This window comes from Listeria sp. PSOL-1 (genome assembly GCF_902806445.1).
Classification (GTDB): Bacteria; Bacillota; Bacilli; order Lactobacillales; family Listeriaceae; genus Listeria.
Window position 1 is genome coordinate 608,931 of record NZ_LR760298.1, and the last position, 25,761, is coordinate 634,691.

Annotated in this window: 24 protein-coding genes; 22 read left to right on the top strand and 2 right to left on the bottom strand. The window is 37.3% G+C overall.

The window, feature by feature from the left end:
• Positions 1 to 494: 494 nt before the first annotated feature.
• The 18 genes from pyrH to pnp all read left to right on the top strand — a co-directional run bounded on the left by pyrH (position 495) and on the right by pnp (position 22,022).
• Positions 495 to 1,223, top strand: a complete 729-nt coding sequence (gene pyrH, locus G6Q10_RS03045) for a UMP kinase (protein WP_163652690.1) — start codon at positions 495 to 497, stop codon at positions 1,221 to 1,223.
• The gene (gene frr / locus G6Q10_RS03050) at positions 1,223 to 1,780 is read left to right on the top strand and encodes a ribosome recycling factor (protein ID WP_163652692.1); all 558 of its coding nucleotides are present in this window, start codon (positions 1,223 to 1,225) and stop codon (positions 1,778 to 1,780) included. Before pyrH ends, frr begins: the two co-directional genes overlap by 1 nt.
• A 174-nt stretch (positions 1,781 to 1,954) precedes the next feature.
• Positions 1,955 to 2,713: an undecaprenyl pyrophosphate synthase gene (locus G6Q10_RS03055; RefSeq protein WP_163652695.1), complete on the top strand. Its 759-nt coding sequence runs from the start codon at positions 1,955 to 1,957 to the stop codon at positions 2,711 to 2,713.
• A gap of 12 nt (positions 2,714 to 2,725) precedes the next feature.
• Positions 2,726 to 3,514 (top strand): phosphatidate cytidylyltransferase, encoded by a 789-nt coding sequence (locus tag G6Q10_RS03060; RefSeq protein ID WP_163652698.1) that lies wholly within the window; start codon positions 2,726 to 2,728, stop codon positions 3,512 to 3,514.
• A gap of 14 nt (positions 3,515 to 3,528) precedes the next feature.
• A complete protein-coding gene (gene dxr / locus G6Q10_RS03065) occupies positions 3,529 to 4,671 on the top strand; it encodes a 1-deoxy-D-xylulose-5-phosphate reductoisomerase (protein WP_163652701.1) in 1,143 nt (380 codons plus the stop codon).
• A 13-nt stretch (positions 4,672 to 4,684) separates the two neighbouring features.
• The gene (rseP, locus tag G6Q10_RS03070; RefSeq protein ID WP_163652704.1) at positions 4,685 to 5,947 is read left to right on the top strand and encodes an RIP metalloprotease RseP; all 1,263 of its coding nucleotides are present in this window, start codon (positions 4,685 to 4,687) and stop codon (positions 5,945 to 5,947) included.
• A 34-nt stretch (positions 5,948 to 5,981) separates the two neighbouring features.
• Positions 5,982 to 7,688, top strand: a complete 1,707-nt coding sequence (locus tag G6Q10_RS03075; protein ID WP_163652707.1) for a proline--tRNA ligase — start codon at positions 5,982 to 5,984, stop codon at positions 7,686 to 7,688.
• A gap of 122 nt (positions 7,689 to 7,810) precedes the next feature.
• The gene (locus G6Q10_RS03080) at positions 7,811 to 12,154 is read left to right on the top strand and encodes a PolC-type DNA polymerase III (RefSeq protein ID WP_370519502.1); all 4,344 of its coding nucleotides are present in this window, start codon (positions 7,811 to 7,813) and stop codon (positions 12,152 to 12,154) included.
• A 165-nt stretch (positions 12,155 to 12,319) separates the two neighbouring features.
• Positions 12,320 to 12,787: a ribosome maturation factor RimP gene (gene rimP, locus G6Q10_RS03085; protein ID WP_163652714.1), complete on the top strand. Its 468-nt coding sequence runs from the start codon at positions 12,320 to 12,322 to the stop codon at positions 12,785 to 12,787.
• A 26-nt stretch (positions 12,788 to 12,813) separates the two neighbouring features.
• Positions 12,814 to 13,920 (top strand): transcription termination factor NusA, encoded by a 1,107-nt coding sequence (nusA, locus tag G6Q10_RS03090; RefSeq protein ID WP_163652717.1) that lies wholly within the window; start codon positions 12,814 to 12,816, stop codon positions 13,918 to 13,920.
• 14 nt (positions 13,921 to 13,934) lie between these two features.
• Positions 13,935 to 14,222, top strand: coding sequence for an RNase P modulator RnpM (gene rnpM / locus G6Q10_RS03095; RefSeq protein ID WP_163652720.1), 288 nt, complete (start codon positions 13,935 to 13,937; stop codon positions 14,220 to 14,222).
• Positions 14,215 to 14,514: a YlxQ family RNA-binding protein gene (locus tag G6Q10_RS03100; protein WP_163652723.1), complete on the top strand. Its 300-nt coding sequence runs from the start codon at positions 14,215 to 14,217 to the stop codon at positions 14,512 to 14,514. Before rnpM ends, G6Q10_RS03100 begins: the two co-directional genes overlap by 8 nt.
• Before the next feature lie 20 nt (positions 14,515 to 14,534).
• Positions 14,535 to 16,763 (top strand): translation initiation factor IF-2, encoded by a 2,229-nt coding sequence (gene infB / locus G6Q10_RS03105; RefSeq protein WP_163652726.1) that lies wholly within the window; start codon positions 14,535 to 14,537, stop codon positions 16,761 to 16,763.
• 123 nt (positions 16,764 to 16,886) lie between these two features.
• Entirely contained in the window at positions 16,887 to 17,231 is a 345-nt protein-coding gene (rbfA, locus tag G6Q10_RS03110) for a 30S ribosome-binding factor RbfA (protein ID WP_163652729.1), read from the top strand.
• Positions 17,232 to 17,296: 65 nt separating this feature from the next.
• Complete coding sequence (gene truB, locus G6Q10_RS03115) at positions 17,297 to 18,214, top strand: tRNA pseudouridine(55) synthase TruB (protein WP_163652732.1); 918 nt, start codon at positions 17,297 to 17,299, stop codon at positions 18,212 to 18,214.
• A 61-nt stretch (positions 18,215 to 18,275) separates the two neighbouring features.
• The gene (locus G6Q10_RS03120; protein WP_163652735.1) at positions 18,276 to 19,223 is read left to right on the top strand and encodes a bifunctional riboflavin kinase/FAD synthetase; all 948 of its coding nucleotides are present in this window, start codon (positions 18,276 to 18,278) and stop codon (positions 19,221 to 19,223) included.
• Between the two features lie 142 nt (positions 19,224 to 19,365).
• Positions 19,366 to 19,635, top strand: coding sequence for a 30S ribosomal protein S15 (gene rpsO, locus G6Q10_RS03125; RefSeq protein ID WP_003719603.1), 270 nt, complete (start codon positions 19,366 to 19,368; stop codon positions 19,633 to 19,635).
• 227 nt (positions 19,636 to 19,862) lie between these two features.
• A complete protein-coding gene (gene pnp / locus G6Q10_RS03130; protein WP_163652738.1) occupies positions 19,863 to 22,022 on the top strand; it encodes a polyribonucleotide nucleotidyltransferase in 2,160 nt (719 codons plus the stop codon).
• A gap of 43 nt (positions 22,023 to 22,065) precedes the next feature.
• Here the strand turns inward: pnp and G6Q10_RS03135 are convergent, their stop codons facing one another.
• A complete protein-coding gene (locus G6Q10_RS03135) occupies positions 22,066 to 22,530 on the bottom strand; it encodes an endolytic transglycosylase MltG (RefSeq protein ID WP_163652741.1) in 465 nt (154 codons plus the stop codon).
• Positions 22,531 to 22,571: 41 nt separating this feature from the next.
• Positions 22,572 to 22,940 carry a hypothetical protein gene (locus tag G6Q10_RS03140; RefSeq protein ID WP_163652744.1) on the bottom strand — a complete coding sequence of 123 codons (369 nt, stop codon included), beginning with the start codon at positions 22,938 to 22,940 and terminating at the stop codon, positions 22,572 to 22,574.
• Between the two features lie 194 nt (positions 22,941 to 23,134).
• On the opposite strand from G6Q10_RS03140, the gene rpmG reads away from it, so the two are divergent.
• The 4 genes from rpmG (at position 23,135) to G6Q10_RS03160 (ending at position 25,755) form a co-directional block, all read left to right on the top strand.
• A complete protein-coding gene (gene rpmG / locus G6Q10_RS03145) occupies positions 23,135 to 23,284 on the top strand; it encodes a 50S ribosomal protein L33 (RefSeq protein ID WP_163652747.1) in 150 nt (49 codons plus the stop codon).
• Between the two features lie 59 nt (positions 23,285 to 23,343).
• Entirely contained in the window at positions 23,344 to 23,883 is a 540-nt protein-coding gene (locus G6Q10_RS03150) for a 5-formyltetrahydrofolate cyclo-ligase (protein ID WP_163652749.1), read from the top strand.
• Positions 23,884 to 23,969: 86 nt separating this feature from the next.
• Positions 23,970 to 25,532, top strand: a complete 1,563-nt coding sequence (locus tag G6Q10_RS03155; protein ID WP_232057782.1) for a rhomboid family protein — start codon at positions 23,970 to 23,972, stop codon at positions 25,530 to 25,532.
• A 13-nt stretch (positions 25,533 to 25,545) separates the two neighbouring features.
• Positions 25,546 to 25,755: a YqgQ family protein gene (locus G6Q10_RS03160; protein ID WP_163652755.1), complete on the top strand. Its 210-nt coding sequence runs from the start codon at positions 25,546 to 25,548 to the stop codon at positions 25,753 to 25,755.
• Positions 25,756 to 25,761: the final 6 nt, after the last annotated feature.

The following is a 25,761-nucleotide window of genomic DNA, read 5'->3' on the forward strand; positions in this document are numbered from 1 at the left end:
AGATAGTTTTTTAGAGCAATGTTCACAATTTCTTCACATATACAATATTTTTAGTAATAATTACTCAATAAAATGAATGTATTCTTTTAGGTTTATTTAGTATATTACTCCATTTCCGTTTATCAATCGGGTTAAACGTCATTATCGTTTTTCGCCTTTGCATCGCTAATCTTATCACGTTTAATTTTTTTAGTAAGATGTTAAAATAAAATGTAAAGTGATATATATGCATATTTTCTGTAAAAAAATCAATTTTAAATAAGCGCGTAAGTGAAAGGGAACGATAAAATTAAATTGTTTCTATTCGATTTACAAATCTTCCTTTAGCTAGTGCCATTTTATCCAAATGGTAAACGAGGGATAGCTTGTTTGTAAATTTTAGCTGTTTTTTAGATAAAATTACTTTTTTAATTGCTTATTTTCTAGTAGAATAAAAGACGGTGGATAAAAGCAGAACCTTTTATCTTGAAATAGAATAGTTATTGGAGGTTAATATGGATACCCCAGAATATAAACGTGTTGTTTTAAAATTAAGTGGTGAAGCGCTAGCTGGAACAGATGGCTTTGGTATTAATCCAAGTGTTGTCAATTCTATCTCTAGGCAAATAAAAGAAATTGTTGAACTTGGTATTGAAGTGGCTGTTGTTGTTGGCGGCGGTAATATTTGGCGTGGTAAACTAGGTAGTGAGATGGGGATGGACCGAGCTGCTGCTGATTATATGGGTATGCTTGCAACGGTATTGAATTCACTTGCGCTTCAAGATTCTTTAGACAATATCGGTGTAGCAACGCGTGTGCAAACATCCATCGATATGCGCCAAATCGCTGAGCCATATATTCGCAGAAAAGCTATTCGGCATTTAGAAAAAGGACGTGTTGTTATCTTTGCAGCAGGAACCGGAAATCCTTATTTCTCAACGGATACAACAGCTGCACTTCGAGCTGCTGAAATTGAAGCAGAAGTTATTTTAATGGCAAAAAATAATGTGGATGGCATTTATAATGCAGATCCGAAAATTGATGCGAACGCTACAAAATATGAAGAACTATCTTATTTAGATGTGATTAAAGAAGGATTGAAAGTAATGGATTCAACAGCATCTTCTTTAAGTATGGATAATGATATTCCATTGATTGTTTTTAGCTTTGAAGAAGATAATAATAATATTAAACGAGTTATTCTCGGTGAAAAAATCGGAACAACTGTTAGGGGGAAAGAATAATGAGTAAAGAAATTTTAACAGTATCAAAAGAAAAAATGGAAAAAGCAGAGCAGGTTTTATCACGTGATCTTGGAAGTATTCGAGCTGGGCGAGCAAATGCGTCTATCCTTGATCGTGTATCTGTAGATTATTACGGAGCGGCTACACCTGTTAATCAACTTGCATCAATTACAATTCCTGAAGCTCGTCTTTTAATGGTTACACCTTTTGATAAAACGATTCTTGGTGAGATCGAAAAAGCCATTCAGAAATCAGATTTGGGCTTAATGCCAAATAATGATGGTTCGGTTATTCGATTAACCATTCCACAACTAACGGAAGAGCGCCGGAAAGAACTTGTTAAAGAAGTGAAAAAAATCGCTGAAGAAGCAAAAGTTGCTGTACGTAACGTTCGCCGGGATGCAAATGATGAACTTAAAAAATTAGAAAAAGCAAGCGAGATTACAGAAGATGATTTACGCTCGTATAGTGATGATGTTCAGAATTTGACAGATACTAGCATTAAAAACATTGAGGAAATTGCAAAGAATAAAGAAGTGGAAATTATGGAAGTCTAATTTTTGAATCACAATAAAAAGCATTCCTTTTGCTGATAGTAGGGAATGCTTTTTATTTCTCTCATTAAAATTTTATCTTCCACACGAAACTTTTAGTACATTAATCACGTTTTTTTTGTTATTATAAGTTTAGGCATGCACTTTAAAAGTTGTATTTCTACTGGAGGATTTATCATGTTTAAAAAATTATTCAAACAAGATGAAAATATTATAAATAGCGGTCTATCAAATGAGCTACCTCTGCCTAAACATATAGCCATCATTATGGACGGTAATGGAAGGTGGGCGAAAAAACGCTTTTTACCTCGTGTTGCTGGTCATCGTGCGGGAATGGACGTTGTTAAGAAAATGACGCGTTATGCTAATTCGCTTGGAATCAAGGTATTAACTCTTTACGCTTTTTCTACTGAAAACTGGAAGCGACCAAATGATGAGGTTGATTTCTTAATGAAGCTTCCAGTTGAGTTTTTTGATACCTTTATTCCTGAATTAGTAGAAGAAAATGTTCGTGTTAATGTGATGGGATATCGCGATAGTTTGCCTAAACATACGCTTGATTCTGTTGAGCGTGCAATAGAACAAACGAAACATTGCACAGGTCTTGTGCTTAACTTTGCACTAAATTATGGTGGTCGTGCTGAAATTTTGACGGCCATGAAAGAAGCGACGGCTGAATTTATTAAAGACGGTAAAGAGATAGATAAGTTAACGGAAGACGATATTGAAAAGCATCTGATGAGTTATGGCTTAGGTGATCCTGATTTATTAATTAGGACAAGTGGTGAGATTCGTCTTAGTAATTTTATGCTTTGGCAGTTAGCTTATAGTGAATTTTATTTTATAGACGTTCATTGGCCGGATTTTTCAGAAGAGAATTTACTTGAGGCTTTGTTGGAATATCAGAATCGCTCAAGGCGGTTTGGTGGTTTATAGGGAGGAAAAAAATTGAAAACGAGAACGATTACGGCGATTGTTGCGCTAATTATTTTCTTGCCATTTGTTGTCGTTGGTGGCTTGCCGTTTGAATTAATGAGCATTTTACTAGCAACCATTGCAATTTATGAAATTTTAATCATAACAAAACAGAACGTGTTTTCTGTAAACGGTATTGTAACTGTGCTTTTTACTTGGGTCATCACCGTGCCAGATGAATATTTAAGCTTTTTAACAAAAATTGGGATTCAGAAAATGGAGTTAATTTTTATTGCCATAGCCATTTTACTTTCTTTTACAGTGTTTTCGCGCAATCAGTTTCATTTTGATCAAGTTGGAGTGGATGTTTTAGCTTCATTTTACGTGGGCTTTGGCTTTCATTTTTTAGCAGATGTTCGTTCAGCTGGTGTGATGTTTGTCATTTTTGCGCTTTTAATTGTCTGGACAACGGACACGGGAGCTTACCTTATTGGCAGAGCATTTGGTAAGCACAAGCTTGCACCACATGTCAGTCCAAACAAAACAATTGAAGGTTTTATCGGTGGGATTTTATGTTCACTTGTTATTGCAGGTGGATTTTACTACTTTTTTGTATCGACAAATGATTTTCTTCTTATTTTAATAGCTCTTGTTGTCCTTTCGCTTTTTGGTCAGTTAGGAGATCTTGTGGAGTCAGCATTAAAACGGTTTTATGATGTGAAAGATTCTGGAAAAATTTTGCCAGGGCATGGCGGCATTCTTGACCGCTTTGACAGTCTGCTCTTTGTATTACCTTTACTACATATACTACAAATCATTTAAATGGAGATGTGAAGATGAAAAATGTGATATTGTTAGGAGCAACTGGATCAATCGGAACACAAACACTTGAAGTTGTTCGATCAAACCCGGATTTATTTCGCATTGTTGCTCTTTCGTTTGGAAGGAACATCGAACTTGGACGACAAATTATCACTGAATTTAAACCAAAAATGGTGTCTGTTCAAAATAGGGAAGATGCTGAAACGTTAAAAGCTGAGTTTCCTGCGATTCAATTTTATGCTGGATTAGATGGCTTACGTGAAATTGCCGTTTGTTTAGATGGTGAGTTACTTCTTAGTGCTGTTATAGGCAGTATCGGTTTACTCCCAACACTTGATGCAATTGATGCAGGGAAAGAAATAGCGATTGCGAACAAAGAGACACTTGTTACAGCAGGACATTTAGTGATGAGAAAAGCGCGCGAAAAAAATGTGTCAATCTTACCAGTTGATAGTGAACATTCAGCGATTTTTCAAGCGTTAAATGGAGAAAAGCGTGCGCAAGTTGAAAAGTTAATTATTACAGCAAGTGGGGGAAGTTTTCGCGATAGAAGCCGTGCAGAATTGAAGGGTGTTACTGTGGCTGAAGCGCTCAGTCATCCAAATTGGAGTATGGGGAATAAGCTTACGATTGATTCAGCGACAATGTTTAATAAAGGCTTGGAAGTGATTGAAGCGCACTGGTTATATGATATGCCATATAAAGATATTGAGGTTGTGATTCATAGAGAAAGTGTGATTCATTCGATGGTTTCTTATGTTGATGGTAGTATCATTGCCCAGTTAGGCGTTCCGGATATGCGCATCCCCATTCAGTATGCTTTAACCTATCCTGATCGTGAGCCAATTCATTTTAGCGAGCCATTTGATATTACGAAATACGGGGCACTCCATTTTGAAAAAGTTGATTTTAATCGTTTTCGGGCATTGAAATTAGCTTATAACGCTGGTAAAATAGGTGGAACAATGCCGACTGTTTTAAATGCTGCAAACGAAATTGCTGTTGCTGGCTTTTTAAATGGCCAAGTTGCTTTTCAAAGTATTGAAGCGCTTGTTGAAAACGCGATGAAGTGGCATGAAACAATACAAGATCCCTCGCTTGAAACGATCCTTGAAGTGGATCATGCAACAAGGGGTTATGTAAAAACATTATTATAGAGGTGAACCTAATTTGACAACGATTATTGCATTTATATTCGTCTTTGGCCTTATTGTTTTCTTTCATGAGTTTGGTCATTTTCTTTTTGCCAAGCGGTCAGGTATTTTAGTTAAAGATTTTTCAATTGGATTTGGTCCAAAGATATTTGCTTATCGAAAAAATGAAACACAATATACGATCCGTTTGCTGCCAATTGGTGGTTATGTCCGCATGGCTGGTGAAGACGGTGAGGAAATTGAGTTAAAACCAGGATATCGGGTTGGACTTGAATTTTCTGAAGATGAAAAAGTAACCAAAATTATCATAAATGGCAGAGATCAATATGTAAACGCGCAACCACTAGAAGTCTCTTCAGCTGATCTTGAAAAAGAACTATTTATTGAAGGCTATGAGGATTACGATGAAACAAAGAAAGTTCGTTATCAAGTAGCTCGTGATGCGATTTTAATCGATGGCAAAATCGAGACGCTTATTACACCCTATGATCGTACATTTGGTGCGAAGTCGCTCGGAAAACGTGCGATGACCATTTTTGCCGGCCCGTTATTTAACTTTATTTTAGCTATTTTAATTTTCTCTTTCCTTGCTTTTGCACAAGGTGGGGTACCTGTGGATCATAGTGAAATTGGCAAAGTAGCAGCAAATAGTGCAGCAAGTACGGCTGGTCTTAAAGAAGGCGATCAAGTAAAAGCAATCGATGGTAAAAAAATAAACACGTGGGTAGATATTGTCGAAACCGTTGCTAAAAATCCAGCTAAAAAATTGGCTTTTGATGTAGAACGTAATGGAAGAATAGAAAATATCAGTGTCACTCCAGAAAAAACGAAACAAGAAAATAAAACGGTTGGTAAAATCGGTGTGATGCAGCCTGTTGATCATTCCTTTATTGCCAAAATCACTTATGGCTTTTCACAAACATGGCAGTGGATTACACAAATTTTTGGCGTTCTTGGTAAGATGATTACTGGTGGTTTCTCACTAAATATGCTAAGTGGTCCAGTTGGTATTTATACAAGTACAGAGCAAGTAGCAAGTTACGGATTTTTAATGCTGTTAAATTGGACAGCTGTGCTTAGTATCAATTTAGGGATTGTTAATTTATTACCGTTACCTGCTCTTGATGGTGGAAGATTATTATTTTTCCTTTATGAATTAGTTCGTGGAAAACCAGTTGATCCTAAAAAAGAAGGACTTGTCCACTTTGTTGGCTTTGCCCTTTTGATGGTACTAATGATTTTAGTCACATGGAACGATATTCAACGAGCCTTTTTCTAACGTTAGTTTATTTAAAAAATAGGGAGTGTTTAACATGCGTCAAACGATGACATTTATTCCAACTTTAAAAGAAACACCAGCGGATGCAGAAGTTAAAAGCCATCAGCTTTTACTTCGAGCAGGGTATATCCGTCAAGTAGCAAGTGGGATTTATAGTTATTTACCACTTGCTGGGTTAGCTCTTAGAAATATTGAAGCGATCGTTCGTGATGAATTAAATCGAGCAGGGGCAGCAGAGCTTCTCATGCCAGCTCTTCAGCCAACAGAACTTTGGCAAGAATCTGGAAGATGGGATGATTATGGTCCTGAATTGATGCGCTTAAAAGATCGTAATATGCGTGATTTTGTACTTGGTCCAACTCATGAGGAGGTCATCACATCTCTTGTTCGAGATGAGATCAAATCCTACAAACGTTTACCACTTACCATGTATCAAATCCAGACAAAATTCCGAGATGAAAAAAGACCGCGCTTTGGCTTGTTACGTGGTCGCGAGTTCATTATGAAAGATGCCTATTCTTTTCATGCCACCGAAGAAAGCTTAGATGAAACTTATCAGAAAATGTATCAAGCGTATAGTAATATTTTTACGCGTTGTGGACTTAATTTTCGCTCAGTTATTGCTGATTCTGGTGCTATAGGTGGGAAAGAGACAAAAGAATTTGTTGCTCTTTCTGACATTGGTGAAGATACCATTGCTTATAGTGATTCTTCGGATTATGCTGCAAACGTCGAAATGGCTTCGGTTCTTCATATGCAGAAACACACACACGAGCCTATCTCAGCGCTTGAAAAAATTGCCACACCTGATCAAAAAACGATTGCAGACATTATTGCGTTTTTAGACGTTCCGATCGAAAAAACGATAAAGTCAATGCTTTATCAAGTAGATGAAGAACTGTTGTTGATTCTTGTGCGCGGGGACCATGAAGTCAATGAGGTTAAACTTAAAAATGCTTTAGATGCCTCTTTAGTAGAACTTGTATCGCCAGAAAAAGCATATGAAATCATGGGCGCAAACTTTGGCTCACTTGGTCCTGTGGGTTCTAAAAAAGAGATAAGAATATTTGCTGATTATGCTGTTCAAGATATAGCCAATGGAGTTAGTGGTGCGAATGAAGATGGTTATCACTATAAAAATGTGAATCCTGAACGCGATTTTTCAGTAGCCAGTTATTTTGATTTACGCATGATCCAAGAAGGAGATCTTTCTCCTGATGGTGAAGGGGTTATCAAATTTGCTGAAGGAATTGAAGTAGGTCATATCTTTAAGCTTGGGACAAAATACAGCGAAGCGATGAATGCGACATTTCTTGATGAAAATGGTCGTGCAAAACCACTGATTATGGGCTGTTATGGGATTGGAATTTCACGACTTTTTTCAGCCATTGTTGAACAAAATAGCGATGAGAACGGTTTAGTATTTGATCGAGGAATTAGTCCATTTGATTTACACATTATCCCTGTTAACTTGAAAAATGATGAGCAACGTGTTTTTGCAGAAGACTTACACCTTGAACTTCAAGAAGCTGGACACAGCGTCTTATTAGATGACCGTGATGAACGAGCTGGTGTAAAATTTGCTGATGCTGATTTAATTGGCTTACCATTACGTATTACGGTCGGGAAAAAAGCTGCTGAAGGCATTGTTGAAGTGAAAATTAGAAAAACTGGGGAAATGATTGAAGTTCGTCAAGAGGAACTTCTCAATACATTACCGATTCTTTTTGGTGAAAATTAATTTTTGCTGTAAATAATCGTGTAAAAAGCGAACAAAGCGTTTATATTCAGGTAGTGAAAGTTAAATTGGATCCTGAATATGAACGCTTATCGCCGTTTTTATTCACCTGGAAGGAGTGAAGGATGTTGAGCGCTTCAAATAAAGAGAAGAAAGAGCGTTTTCAATTGCTGCTAGAACAAATTGGCTTGGCCGACATGAAGCAATTTGCAAGCTATACGGATGAAATGTTGATTGAAAAGTTAGTCGCCGATAAAGTAAAGCAAGTATGGCAATTTTACTTAGATGTTCCACAAATCTTACCAGCTGAGTTATTCCAAATGATGGAAACAAATATGAAGCAAGCTTTTACGCAAATTGCTAAAACAGAACTCGTGATTTCGGCACGTGAGATGCGGTTAACTGAGCAATCATTGCAAGATTACTGGAATATGGTAGTTGCTCCTATTTTAGAATCATCTCCAATGATTGGACAACTTCTTATGGAACAAAAACCAAAACTTCAGCAACCACACTTCATTGAAATAACTGTGCACAATGAAATGGAACAAACGAAAATCGCTCAAAGTTATCAGACTTATATTCTTGATCGCTATCAGCAGTTTGGTTTCTCGCATTTAGCTTTACGGATGAATACATTGGACCCTTCTGAAACAGAAAGTTATAAAGCATTTGCCGAAGCGAAACAAAAGGAAGATCAGCTCAAAGCAAGAGAAGCTGTTGAAGTGATGCAAAAACGGCAATTCGCTTCCCAAACTGAAAAGAATGAAGGCGAAAATCAAGCTCTTACAGGGCCTTTTCAAGTCGGTTATAAAATCAAGGACGATGAAGAAATCAAGCATCTTGGTGATATTTATGATGAAGAAAGACGTGTTGCGGTTCAAGGATACATTTTTGATACAGAAATTCGTGAGTTAAGGAGTGGTCGTAGTCTATTACAATTTAAAATCACTGATTATACGAGTTCAATGATTATCAAAATGTTTTCCCGTGATAATGAAGATGCAGCGATGTTTAAAAACCTGAAAAAAGGAATGTGGGTAAAAGTCCGTGGTAGCGTACAAAATGACACGTTTGTTCGTGATTTAATCATGATGGCTCAAGATATTAATGAGATTCCAGCCATTAAGCGTAAGGACACATCTGAAGAAAAACGTGTTGAACTCCATCTACATACGCCAATGAGTCAAATGGATGCGACCAGTTCATTTAGTGAATTGGCAAAACAAGCAGCAGATTGGGGGCACAAGGCTATTGCTTTAACGGATCATTCTGTTGCCCAGTCTTTCCCAGAAGCTTATGCAGCTGGCAAAAAAAACAATCTTAAAATCATTTATGGAATCGAAGCGAATTTAATTGATGACGGGGTACCTATCGCTTATAATAGCCAACATATTGCCTTAAAAGACGCTACATATGTGGTATTTGATGTGGAAACAACAGGGCTTTCTGCAGTTTACGATACAATTATTGAGCTTGCCGGGGTAAAAATCCAAGATGGTGAAGTCATTGATAAATTCGAAGCCTTTATCGATCCAGGTCATCCATTATCGGCAACCACGATCAATTTAACCGGAATTACAGATGATATGGTTAAAGGTTCTGATCCAATTGATGTCGTGTTAAAAAATTTCAAAGAGTGGGCTGGGGAAGCAATCTTTGTTGCGCATAATGCTTCTTTTGATATGGGCTTCTTAAACACAGCATTTGCAAAAGTTGGCATTGAAGAAGCAAAAAATGCAGTGATTGACACGCTTGAATTAGCCAGGTTTTTATATCCTCACTTTAAAAATCATCGTTTAAATACGCTTACGAAAAAATTCAATATCATATTAGAGCAGCATCACCGTGCGATTTTTGATGCAGAAGCAACGGCTTATTTAGCTTGGAAATTGATTAAAGATGCAAAAGAAATGCATGCAATCGAATACCATGACAGTTTAAATGACTATATGGGAGAAGGCGATGCTTACAAGCGTGCTAGGCCCTTTCATGCAACGATTTATGCTCAAACAGCTATTGGGTTAAAGAATCTCTTTAAGCTGATAACGATGTCAAATATTGATTACTTTTATCGTGTGCCGCGTATTCCTCGTTCTAAGTTAGAAAAATTACGTGAAGGTCTAATTATTGGAACTGCTTGTAGTCAAGGCGAGTTATTTGAAGCAATGATGCAAAAAGGCATGCAAGAAGCAGAAAAAGTAGCACACTTTTATGATTTTATCGAAATACAGCCAAAACCTGTTTATGCTCCGCTTATTGAGCGAGAACTTGTACGTGATGAAAAGGCACTTGAAGAAATTTTAAAAAACATTGTTAAGGTTGGCGAAAAAACAGGGAAGCCGGTTGTAGCAACTGGAAATGTCCATTATAAAGATCCAAATGATAAGATTTATCGTAAAATTCTTATCCACTCAATGGGAGGTGCAAATCCGCTTAATCGCACTGAACTACCAGATGTGCATTTCCGTTCAACAGATGAAATGCTTCAGGAGTTTGCTTTTTTAGGTGATGCAAAAGCTCATGAAGTGGTCATTACCAATTCTAACTTAGTAGCGGATTGGATGGAAGAACTTAAACCGATTAAAGATGAACTTTATACACCAAAAATTGAAGGGGCAGAAGATGAAGTCAGGAATATGAGTTATCAAATGGCACACGAACTTTACGGGGAAGAGTTACCAGAAATTGTTGAAGCCAGGCTTGAAAAAGAACTCAAAAGCATTATCGGTCATGGTTTCGCTGTAATTTATCTCATTTCGCATAAGCTCGTAAAAAAATCTTTAGTTGATGGCTACTTAGTAGGTTCGAGGGGATCTGTTGGCTCCTCATTTGTAGCAACGATGACGGAAATAACGGAGGTTAACCCTCTGCCTCCACATTATCTTTGTCCAAAGTGCAAGCACTCGGAATTTTTTAATGATGGCTCAATTGGTTCTGGTTTTGACTTGCCTGATAAGGAATGTCCAAATTGTAGTGCCAATTTGCAAAAAGATGGACAGGATATTCCATTTGAGACATTTCTTGGGTTTAAAGGGGATAAAGTCCCTGATATTGATTTAAACTTTTCTGGTGATTACCAGCCAATTGCCCATGCTTACACGAAAGAAATTTTTGGAGAAGATTATGTTTACCGAGCAGGTACAATTGGCACAGTTGCTGAAAAAACAGCTTTTGGTTATGTTCGTAATTATGAGCGTGATATGAACATGACCATTCGTGGTGCCGAAATTGATCGCTTAGTTGCAGGATGTACTGGCGTCAAGCGAACAACTGGTCAGCATCCGGGGGGGATTATTGTTATTCCAGATTATATGGACGTTTATGATTTTACACCCGTACAATATCCTGCTGATGCAACAGATTCTGAATGGAAAACAACACATTTTGATTTCCATTCCATCCATGATAATGTGTTAAAACTCGATATCCTCGGGCACGATGATCCAACGGCTATTCGGATGCTACAGGATCTAAGTGATATCGATCCTAAAACGATTCCAACTGATGACCAAAGCGTAATGAGTTTATTTGGTTCAACAGAAGCGCTTGGTGTTAAACCAGAAGAAATTGATTCTAAAACAGGAACACTTGGTATTCCGGAATTTGGAACACGTTTCGTGAGACAAATGCTTGAAGAGACAAAACCAACCACTTTTTCTGAGCTTGTCCAAATTTCAGGTTTATCACATGGAACCGATGTTTGGCTTGGCAACGCTGAAGAATTAATTAAGAATGATATTTGTGAATTGCCCGATGTGATTGGTTGTCGAGATGATATTATGGTCTTTTTAATCTATCAAGGCTTGGACAGTTCACTTGCCTTTAAAATCATGGAATCTGTACGTAAAGGTAAAGGACTAACCGCGGAAATGGAAGCTGCAATGAAAGAAAACAATGTGCCAGCTTGGTATATTGATTCTTGTAAGAAGATTAAGTATATGTTTCCAAAAGCGCATGCGGCTGCCTATGTTTTAATGGCTGTTCGTATAGCTTATTTTAAAGTCCATTATCCACTCTATTTTTATGCAACTTATTTTACTGTTCGGGCAGATGATTTTGATCTTACAGCAATGGTAAATGGGACTGAAGCAGTAAAAGCTGTCATGAAGGAAATTAACAGTAAAGGCATGGAAGCTTCTGCTAAAGAAAAAAATTTGTTAACCGTGTTGGAAATTGCCTGCGAAATGCTTGCTCGGGGCTATAAATTTCAAAAAGTAGATCTTTATAAATCAAAAGCAGCAGAATTTGTTATTGAAGGAGATACGCTGATCCCACCATTTAATGCAATACCAAGCTTAGGAACAAACGTTGCAAGGCAAATCGTGGCTGCAAGAGAAGACGGCGAATTTTTATCAAAAGAAGACCTGCAACAACGTGGTAAAGTTTCCAAAACGATTATTCAATATATGGATGACCAAGGATGCTTGGAAGAGTTACCTGATCAAAACCAATTATCGTTATTCTGACAAGCTTGAAAACCAATCAAACTTGCCTAAAAAAGCTTTTTATGTTATATTAATTAAAGAATGACAACGATAACTCAGCCAAGAGTGGGCCTCTGCCCACTCTTTCGTTTTGCAATTAGGTAAGTTTAAAAACGGCTGCTTGAGTATCTTTATAAGGAGGCTGAAATGAGCAAAGTTTTAGAACAAGTAGAGCAAATCGTTTCACCTATTACTGAGGAGCTCGGTTTTGAGTTAGTTAACCTTGCTTTTGAAAAAGAGGGGAAAAATTGGTTTTTGCGTGTATTTATTGATAAGCCTAAGGGCATTGATATTGATGAATGCGCTCTTGTCAGCGAGAAAATTAGTGAAAAATTAGACGAACATGATCCAATCACACAAAACTATTTTCTTGAAGTCTCCTCACCAGGTGCCGAACGTCCTTTAAAAAAAGAAAGCGATTTTGAAAACGCTGTTGGGAAGTACATTCATGTGACAAGCTATGAGGCGATTGAAGGTAGAAAAGTGTGGGAAGGTACACTTACACAGTATGATGGTACCATTTTAACGATTGAAATTATGGATAAAACAAGAAAAATTATTTGTGAAGTCCCTCAAAAAAGCATCGCCAAAGCAAGGCTGGCCATTAAATTTTAAAATTAAATAAGGAGTGACGAGAAAAAATGAGCACAGAATTATTGGATGCTTTAGATACGCTAGAACGAGATAAAGGAATTTCACGCAATGTGATTGTAGAAGCCATTGAAGCTGCACTCGTATCTGCATATAAGCGAAATTTTAATCAAGCACAAAATGTTCGCGTTGATTTTAATTTAGAAAATGGTTCAATTCGCGTTCTTGCTAGAAAAGACGTTGTAGATCAGGTTTTTGATTCTCGCCTTGAGATTTCACTTGAAGAAGCACACAAGCTAAACCCTGTATACAAAGTCGGTGATGTTGTTGAGCTTGAAGTAACACCAAAAGATTTCGGCCGAATCGCCGCTCAAACAGCAAAACAAGTAGTTACCCAGCGTGTACGTGAAGCTGAGCGCGGCATCATTTATGACGAATTCATTGATCGTGAAGATGATATTATGACAGGGATTGTTGAACGTCAGGATTCACGCTTTATCTACATCAATTTAGGAAAAATTGAAGCCATCCTTTCACAAAATGAGCAAATGCCAAATGAAACCTATCATGCCCATGACAGAATTAAAGTCTATTTAACTAAAGTAGAAAAAACAACAAAAGGACCACAAATCTTTGTTTCAAGAACACATCCAGGCCTTTTAAAACGACTTTTTGAAATGGAAGTTCCTGAAATTTATGAAGGCATAGTAGAAATTAAATCCGTTGCACGTGAAGCAGGAGATCGTTCGAAGATTTCGGTTTATACTGCTGACGCTGAAGTGGATGCAGTCGGTGCTTGTGTTGGTCCTAAGGGTGCACGTGTACAAACGATTGTCAATGAATTGAAAGGTGAAAAAATCGATATTGTTGAATGGTCAAGTGATCCATATACATTTGTTGCGAACGCCTTAAGCCCTTCAAAGGTACTCGATGTTATTGTTGATGAAAAAGAACAAGCAACGACAGTGATTGTTCCTGATTATCAACTTTCTCTTGCCATCGGTAAACGTGGTCAAAATGCACGCCTTGCTGCTAAATTAACTGGCTGGAAAATCGATATTAAAAGTGAAAGTGTAGCAACGGAAATGGGAATTTACCCACGAGAAGGAAGCGAAGAAACTGAAGTAGAAGATTTAGCAGATCGTGACGAAGAATAAAAGGAGAAATTAAAATGCGTAAGAAAAAAATCCCTCTAAGGAAATGTATGATTACAGGCGCTCGATTACCTAAAGGTGAGCTCTTGCGTATCGCTTATTCTAAAGATGGGAAACTCGCAATTGATCCTACGGGAAAAGCTCCCGGACGCGGTTTTTATATCATAAAAGATGTTGCCGCCTGCCAAAAAGCCAAAAAGAAAAATGTTTTATTTAGTCAATTAAAAATCCCGGAGCAAGAAGGCTTTTATGATGAACTTATTCATTTTGTAGAAGTTAATGGAGTGAAAAAAAGCAATGAATGATAAGTTTTTTTCTCTCTTAGGTCTTGCCTACCGAGCAAAAAAGATAACAACTGGAGAAGAATTAGTTTTAAAAGCTGTACGGAGAAAGCAAACATCACTTGTTATTATGTCCACTGATGTTTCCGAAAGCACAGCTAAAAAAATCCGCAGCAAATGTGAGTATTATGATGTAGCACTTTGTGAAATCGGCACACGTGAACAGCTAGGAGGTGCTATTGGCAAAGAGTCGCGCGCCTTACTTGCAGTGCTTGATAAAGGATTTTCAAAAAAACTAAGCGAGCTCCTAGGTTAATCCTTACGGAGGTGTACGACATGAGTAAAATTCGTGTATATGAATATGCAAAAGAACAGAACTTGCCAAGTAAAAAAGTAATTGAAAAATTAAACGAACTCGGTGTTGAAGTGGCAAACCATATGTCAACAATTAGTGATAATGCGCGCCGTCAACTCGATAATGCTTTTTCTAGCAAACCAAATAATAAGCCTGAAGTAAAACCGCAAGATCAAGGTCAAAGTAAGGGGCAAAACCAAAAGAATATGAATAATAAAGAACAAAGTCAAGCAAAAGATAATAAAAAAACAACACAAAATACCCAGCAGAACCGTCCAAATCAAGGGAATAAAACAACGAATCAAAACCGTCCTTTTGGAAATCGTCCTGGTGGCCAAAAACAACAAAATAATAACCAACGTGGTGGCAAAAACACAAGAAAAAAAGGTAAAATTAATCATAGTACCGTCCCACAAACACCACCAAAACCAAAGGAACTCCCTGCAAAAATTGTTTTTAGTGAATCTTTGTCTGTTGGTGAATTAGCACGGAAATTATACCGTGATCCAGCAGAAATCATTAAAAAGCTGTTTATGCTAGGTGTTATGGCAACAATCAATCAAGAATTAGATAAAGATGCGATTGAATTAGTTTGTGCTGAATATAGTGTTGAAGTAGAAGAAGAAATCAAAGTTGATATTACCGACTTAGATGTTTACTTTGAAGAAGCAAAAGAAGCTGACAAAGAAAACGAAGCACAACTTGAAGAAAGACCACCTGTCGTTACAATTATGGGACACGTTGATCATGGGAAAACAACCTTGCTTGACGCCCTCAGAAATACAAAAGTAATATTAGGTGAAGCAGGCGGAATTACACAGCATATCGGAGCATATCAAATTGAGGTCCGTAACAAAAAAATCACCTTCTTAGATACGCCAGGACATGCGGCTTTTACTGCTATGCGTGCGCGTGGTGCTCAAATTACTGATATTACAATCCTTGTTGTTGCTGCAGATGATGGCGTTATGCCACAAACAATCGAAGCAATTAATCATGCAAAAGCTGCTGGAATGCCAATTATTGTTGCCGTAAATAAGATTGATAAACCACAAGCTAATCCAGATCGAGTGATGCAAGAGTTAACAGAATATGGACTAATCCCCGAAGATTGGGGTGGAGATACAATTTTTGTACTAATTTCTGCTAAACTTAAAAAAGGATTAGATAGCTTATTAGATATGATTTTACTTGTTTCAGAAGTAGAAGAGTTAAAAGCGAATTCAAAACGTCGGGCAATAGGTACTGTCGTTGAAGCTGAACTTGATAAAGGCCGTGGTTCTGTCGCTACTTTACTTGTTCAAGACGGAACGCTTAACGTAGGGGATCCTATTGTTGTCGGTAATACGTTTGGTCGCGTTCGTGCAATGGTTAACGACTTAGGGCGTCGCGTTAAAACAGGCGGTCCTAGTACACCAGTAGAAATTACCGGTTTAAATGGCGTACCGCAAGCAGGAGATCGTTTTGTTGTTTTTGAAGATGAAAAAACAGCTCGTAACGTAGGCGAAGCTCGTGCCTCTCGTGCTCTAGTTGCTCAGCGCTCAGCTACGAATCGTGTAAGTTTAGATAATTTATTTGAACATATGAAAGCAGGCGAAATGAAAGAAGTAGGTGTCATCATTAAAGCTGATGTGCAAGGTTCTGTAGAAGCATTAGCAGCCTCTTTACGCAAAATTGAAGTTGAAGGTGTTAATGTTAAAATCATCCACACAGCAGTAGGAGCTATTAATGAATCTGATATCACACTAGCAGCAGCGTCAAATGCTATTATCATCGGCTTTAACGTTCGACCAACTGGACAGGCCAGAGAAGCAGCTGAAAGCGAACATGTTGATATTCGCCTGCATCGAATCATTTATAAAGCAATTGATGAAATTGAAGCAGCGATGAAAGGTATGCTTGATCCAGAGTTTGAAGAAAAAATTATTGGCCAAGCGCAAGTTCGCCAAACTTTCCATGTTTCAAAAGTAGGCACAATTGCAGGGTGCTACGTTACAGATGGTAAAATTACAAGAGATAGTGGTGTAAGATTAATCCGCGACGGCATCGTTGTTTTTGAAGGAGAGCTTTCGACATTAAAACGCTTTAAAGACGATGCAAAAGAAGTAGCAAAAGGTTATGAATGTGGGATTACAATTGAAAACTTTAATGATATTAAAGAAGATGATGTAATTGAAGCTTTCGTTATGGAAGAAATCGAACGTAAATAAGATACAAAAATGTGCGATTTTAAGAAAAATCCTCCCTCAGACCAAATCCAATGTTTCTAATAACACTTAGAGGCGAGGATACACTTTGACTAACGTTGAAAAGTTATAATGGGGTGAAAAAGGATGAACGTAAGAGCAAATCGTATCGCAGAACAAATGAAAAAAGAATTAGGCGATATTGTTAATCGTAAATTAAAGGATCCACGAGTAGGTTTTATTACAATTACAGGCGTTGATGTAACAGGTGATTTGCAACAAGCAACCGTTTATTTATCTGTATTAGGAGATGAAAAAGAACGCGAAGCAACGCTCCTTGCGCTTGAAAAAGCGCATGGCTTTATTCGTTTAGAAATTGGGAAACGCATTCGCCTGCGCAAGGTTCCTGAACTGTTGTTTAAAATTGATGAATCAATGGAATATGGGAATCGCATTGATGAACTACTACGCGATTTACATGAAAAAGAATGAGAAAAATGGAGTAGGGCAGCCGGGAAGTTAGGTTTGCCCTGCTTTTTTTAGAAGGGAAGTTTTTAATGAACGGAATTATCCCGCTTTGGAAAGAGAGAGGCATGACAAGCCATGATGCTGTTTTCAAGCTTAGAAAAATTTTGCATACTAAAAAAGTTGGCCATACTGGAACGCTTGACCCAGAAGTTTCTGGCGTGCTTCCTATTTGCGTGGGAAGAGCCACTAAATTAGCGGAATACATGACAGATGAAGGGAAAGAGTATATTGCCGAAATTTCAATTGGTAAAAGTACAACAACAGAAGATGGAACAGGAGATACCGTTAGCACAAAGGAAATCAGTCATGCCATTGATAAAGAGCAGATCACTGAAGTCCTAGTAAGCTTAACAGGAGAGATTACTCAAATCCCTCCCATGTACTCTGCTGTAAAAGTAAATGGCAAAAAATTATATGAATATGCAAGGCTTGGACAAACGATAGATCGGCCGCAACGTCAAGTCCAGATTCATGCTCTTGAAAGATTGGATGACAAAGCTCTTCTTACAGCGGCCGAGCCGACTTTCAGATTGCGGATTGCATGTGGGAAAGGGACTTATATCCGTACACTTGCCGTTATGATCGGAGAAAAACTTGGCTATCCCGCCCATATGTCAAAACTCGAACGCACAAAAAGTGGTTTTTTTCAAAAAAAGGATTGCTTCACTTTGCAAGAGATTGCTGAGAAAGTGGTTGCAAGTGATTGGAGTTTCTTAGCGCCATTAGAAAAAGGAATCGCTTCATTTGCTCAAATTGATATAGAGGATGCCATTTACAAGCAGGCTCTTAATGGACGTGTTTTTACTGAAGAGGAATTAAATACATCTGTAAAAGAGCGTTTAGCCTTAATGCATAACGAAAGACTAGTAGCAATTTACAAACCACATCCTGAAAAAGAAAAGATGTATAAGCCTGAAAAAGTAATCGAACTTAACGATGCAAAGTGATTGCCGAAAGGGTCACTTTATATTATGATAGCAAAGGATAAAGAATGAGGAGAAAGTGTTTATGGAAACAATCTATTTACATCACCCTGAACTAAAAAACAGTGATACAAGTGAAAAAGTGATTGCTCTTGGCTTTTTTGATGGCTTGCATCGCGGCCATCAAGCTGTCATTCAAGAAGCTAAAAAAATCGCTAAAGAAAAAGGATTAAAGTCAGCAGTGCTAACCTTCGATCCCCATCCTTCCGTTGTTCTAAATACCATGCGAAAAAAAGTAAAATATTTAACGCCGATCAAACAAAAAGTGCAGAAAATAGCTGATCTTGGTGTTGATATTTTATATGTGGTGCGATTTACAACTGCTTTTTCCGAGCTTGCACCAGAAGAATTTGTTGAAAAATATTTAGTTGCTTTAAATGCAAAAGAGGTTGTTGCCGGATTCGATTATTCCTATGGCAAAATGGGCGCTGGAACAATGACCGATTTACCTACCTATGCGAAAGATCGTTTTCATGTGACGATTATTGATAAAAAAGAAGCTTTTAGCGACAAAATTAGCTCAACAAAAATCCGACAGTACATTGAAACTGGCGAAATGGAAGAAGCAAACCAGCTACTTGGCTATCCTTACACAACAAAGGGAACCGTTATCCATGGAGATAAGCGCGGCCGTACGATTGGTTTTCCGACCGCTAATATCGCAGTAGATCCAGATTATTTAATCCCTAAACTGGGTGTTTATGCAGTTAAATTTCGCGTTAATGAGCAGACACATTTAGGAATGGCTAGCATTGGGCATAATATCACTTTTAAAGATGACCAGCCACTTTCAATTGAAGTTTATATTCTCGATTTTAAACGTGAAATTTACGGGGAAGACGCAGAAATTGAGTGGTATTACTTCTTTCGTCCCGAGCTTAAATTTAATGGCGTAGAGGGCCTAATTGAGCAGTTAAAACAAGACGAGCAAAATACACGCACTTATTTTGCGCATCATCCAGATGAGTTTTAAGAAATTCCTGTTTAAAGCTTGCTTTTAGTGATGATTTAGTGTATCTTTAATTCTGTACGAACAGAACCATTACTTGGCTTATTTGCGAATCACCAACGCGCTGCTCAGTAATTGGGGATATAATGAAGGAGGTGGAGTTAATATGGCTTTAACTCAAGAACGTAAAAACGAAATCATTGCTGAATATCGTGTCCATGATACAGACACAGGTTCACCGGAAGTACAAATCGCTGTACTTACTGCTGAAATCAACAGCTTGAATGAACACGTTCGCGTGCACAAAAAAGACCATCATTCTTACAGAGGTTTGATGAAAATGGTAGGTCACCGTCGTAATCTTTTAACTTATTTACGTAAAAAAGATGTTCAACGTTACCGCGAGCTTATTAAGCGTTTAGGTTTACGCAGATAAAAATCAGACTGAAAGCGGGAGACTAGTTTTTCCCGCTTTTTTGTTAGAAAAAAGTAATGGGAATAAAAAGTGATGCACTTACTTTATCGCATGAATCCAAAAACGTGATATAAATAGTTATGTTAGGTTTTTGGATTCATGCGTGCTCAAGGATTGAAGAGTGTGCATGAAACATTCTTATACATGATAAAGTTTCATCATTTTCCCAACAAGAGGAGAATAACGATATGTCAGAAAAACAAGTTTTTACAACGGAATTAGCTGGAAAAAAGCTAACCATTGAAGTTGGACAGCTTGCTAAACAAGCGAGTGGTGCTGCGTTAGTACGTTACGGTGACACCGTCGTTTTAACAGCCGCAGTAGGTTCCAAAAAGCCACGTCCAGGAGATTTCTTTCCCTTAACTGTAAACTATGAAGAAAAAATGTATTCCGTTGGTAAAGTCCCTGGTGGATTTTTAAAACGTGAGGGACGTCCAAGCGACCGTGCAACATTAACTGCGCGCTTAATTGATCGCCCGATTCGTCCATTATTTGCTGAAGGTTTTCGAAATGAAGTACAAATAACATCAACCGTTTTTAGTGTAGACCAAGATTGCTCACCGGAAATGGCAGCAATGCTCGGTTCATCAGCGGCACTTTCTATCTCTGATATTCCCTTTGAAGGACCAATTGCAGGGGTTGATGTCGGGCGCATTGATGGAAAATATATCATCAATCCAACGACTGAACAAGCTGAAAAAAGCGATATTGAACTTACCGTCGCTGGTACGCATGAAGCGATTAACATGGTAGAAGCCGGAGCAAAAGAAGTTTCCGAAGAGGCAATGCTTGAAGCGATCATGTTTGGTCACGAAGAAATCAAGCGTTTATGCGAATTTCAACAAGAAATTGTTCAAGCTGTAGGTAAAGAAAAACGCGAAATTGAACTCTTTGTTACAGATCCTGAACTTGAAGCTGAGGTTAAGAATTTAAGCGAAACAAAGATGAAAAAAGCAATCCAAACAGAAGAGAAAAAAGCACGTGAAGCCGCAATTGATGCTGTGAAGGAAGAAATTCTAGCGATTTATGAAGAAAAAGAGCTAGAAGATAAAGAAGCATTGTTAGCCGATGTAGCTCATATTTTAGAAATGATCGAAAAAGATGAAATGCGTCGCTTAATTTCACAAGATAAAATTCGTCCTGATGGGCGTAAAGTAGATGAAATTCGCCCATTATCATCTGAAGTAGGTTTGCTTCCTCGTGTGCATGGGTCAGGTCTATTTACACGTGGACAAACGCAAGCTTTAAGCATTTGCACATTAGCACCATTACGCGAACATCAAATTATTGATGGCCTTGGAACAGAGGAATATAAACGTTTTATGCACCACTATAATTTCCCACAATTTAGCGTTGGTGAAACAGGGCCACGCCGCGCACCTGGTCGTCGTGAAATTGGACACGGGGCATTAGGAGAACGCGCATTACAATATGTTATTCCTTCTGAAGAAAAATTCCCTTATACGATTCGCCTTGTTTCTGAAGTTCTTGAATCAAACGGTTCAAGTTCGCAAGCAAGTATTTGTGGATCAACACTTGCGATGATGGATGCAGGTGTCCCTATTAAAGCACCAGTTGCAGGTATCGCAATGGGCCTTGTTAAGTTAGGTGAAGATTATACAATCTTAACGGATATTCAAGGAATGGAAGATCATTTTGGCGATATGGACTTTAAAGTAGCAGGGACACGCGCTGGTATTACGGCATTACAAATGGACATTAAAATTGATGGTTTGAGCCGTCAAATTTTAGAAGAAGCATTAGCACAAGCAAAAGCTGGACGTCTTCACATCTTAGATCATTTAGAACAAACAATAAGCAAACCTCGTGAAGAACTTTCCATGTATGCACCAAAAATTATGACAATGTCAATCAAGCCTGAGAAAATTAAAGATGTCATTGGACCAGGTGGAAAACAAATTAACGCCATCATAGAAGAAACAGACGTTAAAATTGATATTGAACAAGATGGCACAGTTTATATCGCTTCACAAGACGAAGCGATGAATAAAAAAGCAAGAAGCATTATTGAAGATATTGTGCGTGAAGTCCAGGTAGGTGAAATTTATACTGGAAAAGTTCGTCGTATTGAAAAATTCGGTGCTTTTGTAGAATTATTCAAAGGGACAGATGGTTTGGTTCACATTTCTGAATTAGCTCACGAGCGCGTTGGGAAAGTAGAGGACATATTAAAACTTGGCGATGAAGTTACTGTAAAAGTAATTGAAATCGATCATCAAGGACGAATTAACTTATCACGTAAAGCATTACTTGAGAAAAAAGAAACCGAAGAAACAAAACGACCTGAAAAGAAACCTTACAACAACAAGCGTAAAGATGATAAATAAAAAAACGCAACAAAGCTTTGAATGAAAGCTTTGTTGCGTTTTTTTATTTATGAGCCAGTTTTTTAGCAATTTGCTCAAATGACATGTCGCTATTTAGTGGATATTTTCCGTCACGGATATATTTTTCGTAGTTATTTTGTTTTAAATAGTTGTCGAAGTCATTGGCATTTTTAATAATACCGTTCTTTTGTAATTCCTCGCTTGCTTTAGAAGAAGGATCACCTTTTTCTAGTGTTAAGGTATAAGTTTTTACTTTTTTCTTTGCTTCTTCTTCTTTGGCTTTTTGTTCTGCCTGTTTTGTTTTTTCTAGCTCTTTTTCGGCCAATAATTTTTCATATTTTTCTTTCCATGAAGCTTCATTTTTTGATGTTGCTTTGGTTTGTTCTGCCTTTGTTGAAGTCGGCTGTTTTACACTTTTTGAAACACTAGGAGAAACTTGACTGAAAACAAACAGGACAAGTGCAGAAATGAGAAAACCAAGAGCAATCATTTGTAAATTTTTTTTCATAGATACACTCCTTTTTTAGATTCTCTTATTCAAAATTGAAACTAATGTTTCAAATATTCTTTAATGATCTGCTCAATTTCTTCTTGGGGAAGAGAAGATTGCTCAACAATCTCTTCTGTTGTAATGCCGGACGTATAAAGTGTGATCACTTGTTTTTTTAGTAACTCACGTATTTTAGGGCTCAGTTCTTTTTGAGTGTCTTCGTGAGCAGTAGGCAGTTCGGTTTTTTCTATATGACTCGCTTTTTCAAGAATCGTCACACGTCTTTTTAGTTCATAGTTTTCATACATTAACTGAGAAGCTACTTCTTCGATCTCTGTTTCAAGGTTTTTGCTATCGCTTTTTTGCATAAAAGATAAAACAAAAAGAGCGATGGCAGCAATAAGCAGAATAACAATCACTATGGTCATTATTTTTTGGTACACCTCTTTTCGCTAAGCCTACTTTTAGTTATAGCATAAAAGTATATAAAACGCTATGCAAAAATGAATTTGTAAAGAAATTAAAAAGAATGACGCATGAAACCTTGCAAGTATTGTGTAAAAATGATATCATAATAAAAGTCTGAGGAATAAAACCTTACAAAGAGTTGGAGGGGAAATAAATGCGCGTAAATATTACTTTAGAATGCACCGAATCTGGTGACCGTAACTATATCACCACTAAAAATAAACGTGAGAATCCTGAACGTATTGAACTAAAAAAATATTGTCCAAGATTACGTCGTGTAACTTTACATCGCGAAACAAAGTAAGCAGCAGGATTTGCCCTGTTGCTTTTTTATTATTCAAAAAGTAAAGAGGTGCTTTTAGGATGAATAAAAAAGAAATTAGGCAACAGATTTTAAAGACGTTAAGTGAAATGCCAAAAGAGACTCATTTAGAAAGATCAAAAGAACTAGCAGAAATGCTTTTTCAAACCAATGAATGGAATCGCGCTCAAATTATTGGAGTGACATTATCGCGTTTTCCAGAAGTTGAAACGAGTTTTATCATAAAAGAAGCAGATCGTACTGGGAAAAAAATTGCTATTCCAAAAACATATGGTAAAGAACATACAATGGATTTTCATCTTTATGAAGTTAACGATAAATTAATGAAGACCAAGCTAGGATTAAAAGAACCATTAGACGATGCTCCTTTTATAGCAAAAGAAAGGATCTCGCTTTTAATTGTTCCAGGTGTTGCTTATCAAAAAGCTGGTTATCGAATTGGTTTTGGTGGAGGTTTTTATGATCGTTATTTAGCTAATTTTGTTGGAGATACGGTTTCGTTATTGTTTCAAGAACAGCAAAATGAAGAGTTTACAGCTCAAATGCATGATCAGCCTGTCCAAAAGCTTCTAATTTACTAAATTCGCTTATTAAAAAAATTTGAAAAATCAGGGTAGAATGTTTACAATCCCTGTTTTTTTGCGTATAGTAATAGATATAATTTGTTATGAAAGCAGGTAATTTTTTGAACTCCCTGGAGACATTTATTTTCTGGCATTTGACCAGTTATTTTTTAAGCGAAGAAAATTATCGTTTAATCCATTTACATGAAGAAAAACATGAGCTTTGGTTAGAAAATCCTGCTCAAAAAGATCGTCCTGTTATTCGTATCCAAATGAAGGAGTTAAGTTGGTCTAACGTGATCGAGCGTGATATCAATCATACTTTTCATATTGTAGAAAATTTACGAAAGCAAATGGGACGAATGAAGCTGTTTTTAGCCAATATTTATATTAGCCCATTTGAACCAGTGGGAGACACCAGTTCTTTTTTTATCAAGCCAATCACTAAGAAAAATGGGAAGCTTGCTATCCAGAATCTTTTATTGACAAGCGAAAATCTGAAGCCCCAATTAGAAAATATTGAGAAAAGACTGGGCGTTAAAAATGGATCATTTAGCATTCCTGACAAAGTTACAGAGGAAATGGTGACAAAAGAGCGTGATTCAGTTATTCGGTATATTACGGCAAAGGTAAATGAAGAGCAGCAATCTGCTCGTAAAGAAAAGCCTCTTGTTACGTATACTTTTTTAGCAATGCAAATTTTAGCTTTTATTTTTATTTTTTTGCAAGATCGTGCGTTAAGCACCTATACGCTTGTAAAATGGGGAGCGATGTTTAACCCGCTTGTTTATGAAGGTGAATGGTGGCGTTTTATTTCTCCTGTTTTATTGCATGTAAATTTCATGCACATTGCTTCAAACTGTATTATGCTTTATGTGATTGGTCCATGGGCAGAAGGTGCTTTTGGCAAGTGGCGTTATTTCTTCATTTTACTTTTTGGAGGAATAGCTGGAAATATTGCTAGCTTTGCTTTTAATCCAGAAAGCGTTTCAGTTGGTTCAAGCACAGCTTTATTTGCTGTTTTTGGTGCATTGCTTTATCTTGTAGTGCGTAGACCACATATTTATGCAAAAACAATTGGAACAAGTATTGCTGCTCTTGTAGTTGTTAATTTGATCATTGATATTTTTTCACCTAATATTAGTTTATCTGGGCATGTCGGTGGTCTTGTTGGAGGCTTCTTTATAGCTGGAACACTTTCTTTAAAAAAACACTACTTTCATTGGCGTCAATTGATGTACGGTATAAGCTCATTTATCCTAGTAGTTCTTTTTGTTTTTGTAGGTTTAGATAAAATAGACGAGCCAATTCGTCCATCTGCTACAAATGCTATTGCACAGTCTTATTTACAAGACGGCAAACCTAAAGAAGCCAATAAATTAGTGCGTTATTTGGAAATATCGGATAGTGCGGATGAAAATACGTATACACTGCGAGCTTCTGAGGCTATAAAACAAAAGGACTTTTATCATGCCGCCCAATTCGCGAAAAAAGCAAATGACATCGATCCTTCAATGGCCTATCCGTATTATGTTTTAGCTCTTTATAAGCTAAATACTGGAAATAAGGCTGCTGCGAGAATAGAAGCGAAAAAAGCAGCAGAATTATCTGATGATCCGATATATCGTGAATTTTATGCCCGATTAATGCAAGAAAATAATAGATAAAGAAGGTTAAAATTTGGATTCTGTTTATGATGTAGGGCAGTTATTAAAGAAATTTGGTATTTATGTTTATCTTGGCAAACGTGAGTATGATATTGAAATGATGGAACATGAACTGACAGAACTGTTTAAACATAGCCTTTTAGATCGTGAAAATTATGCCCGAGCAAGGAGTATTTTAAAGCAAGAGTTGATGAAAGAAAAGCGAATAAATAACCAGCATTAAATGGGT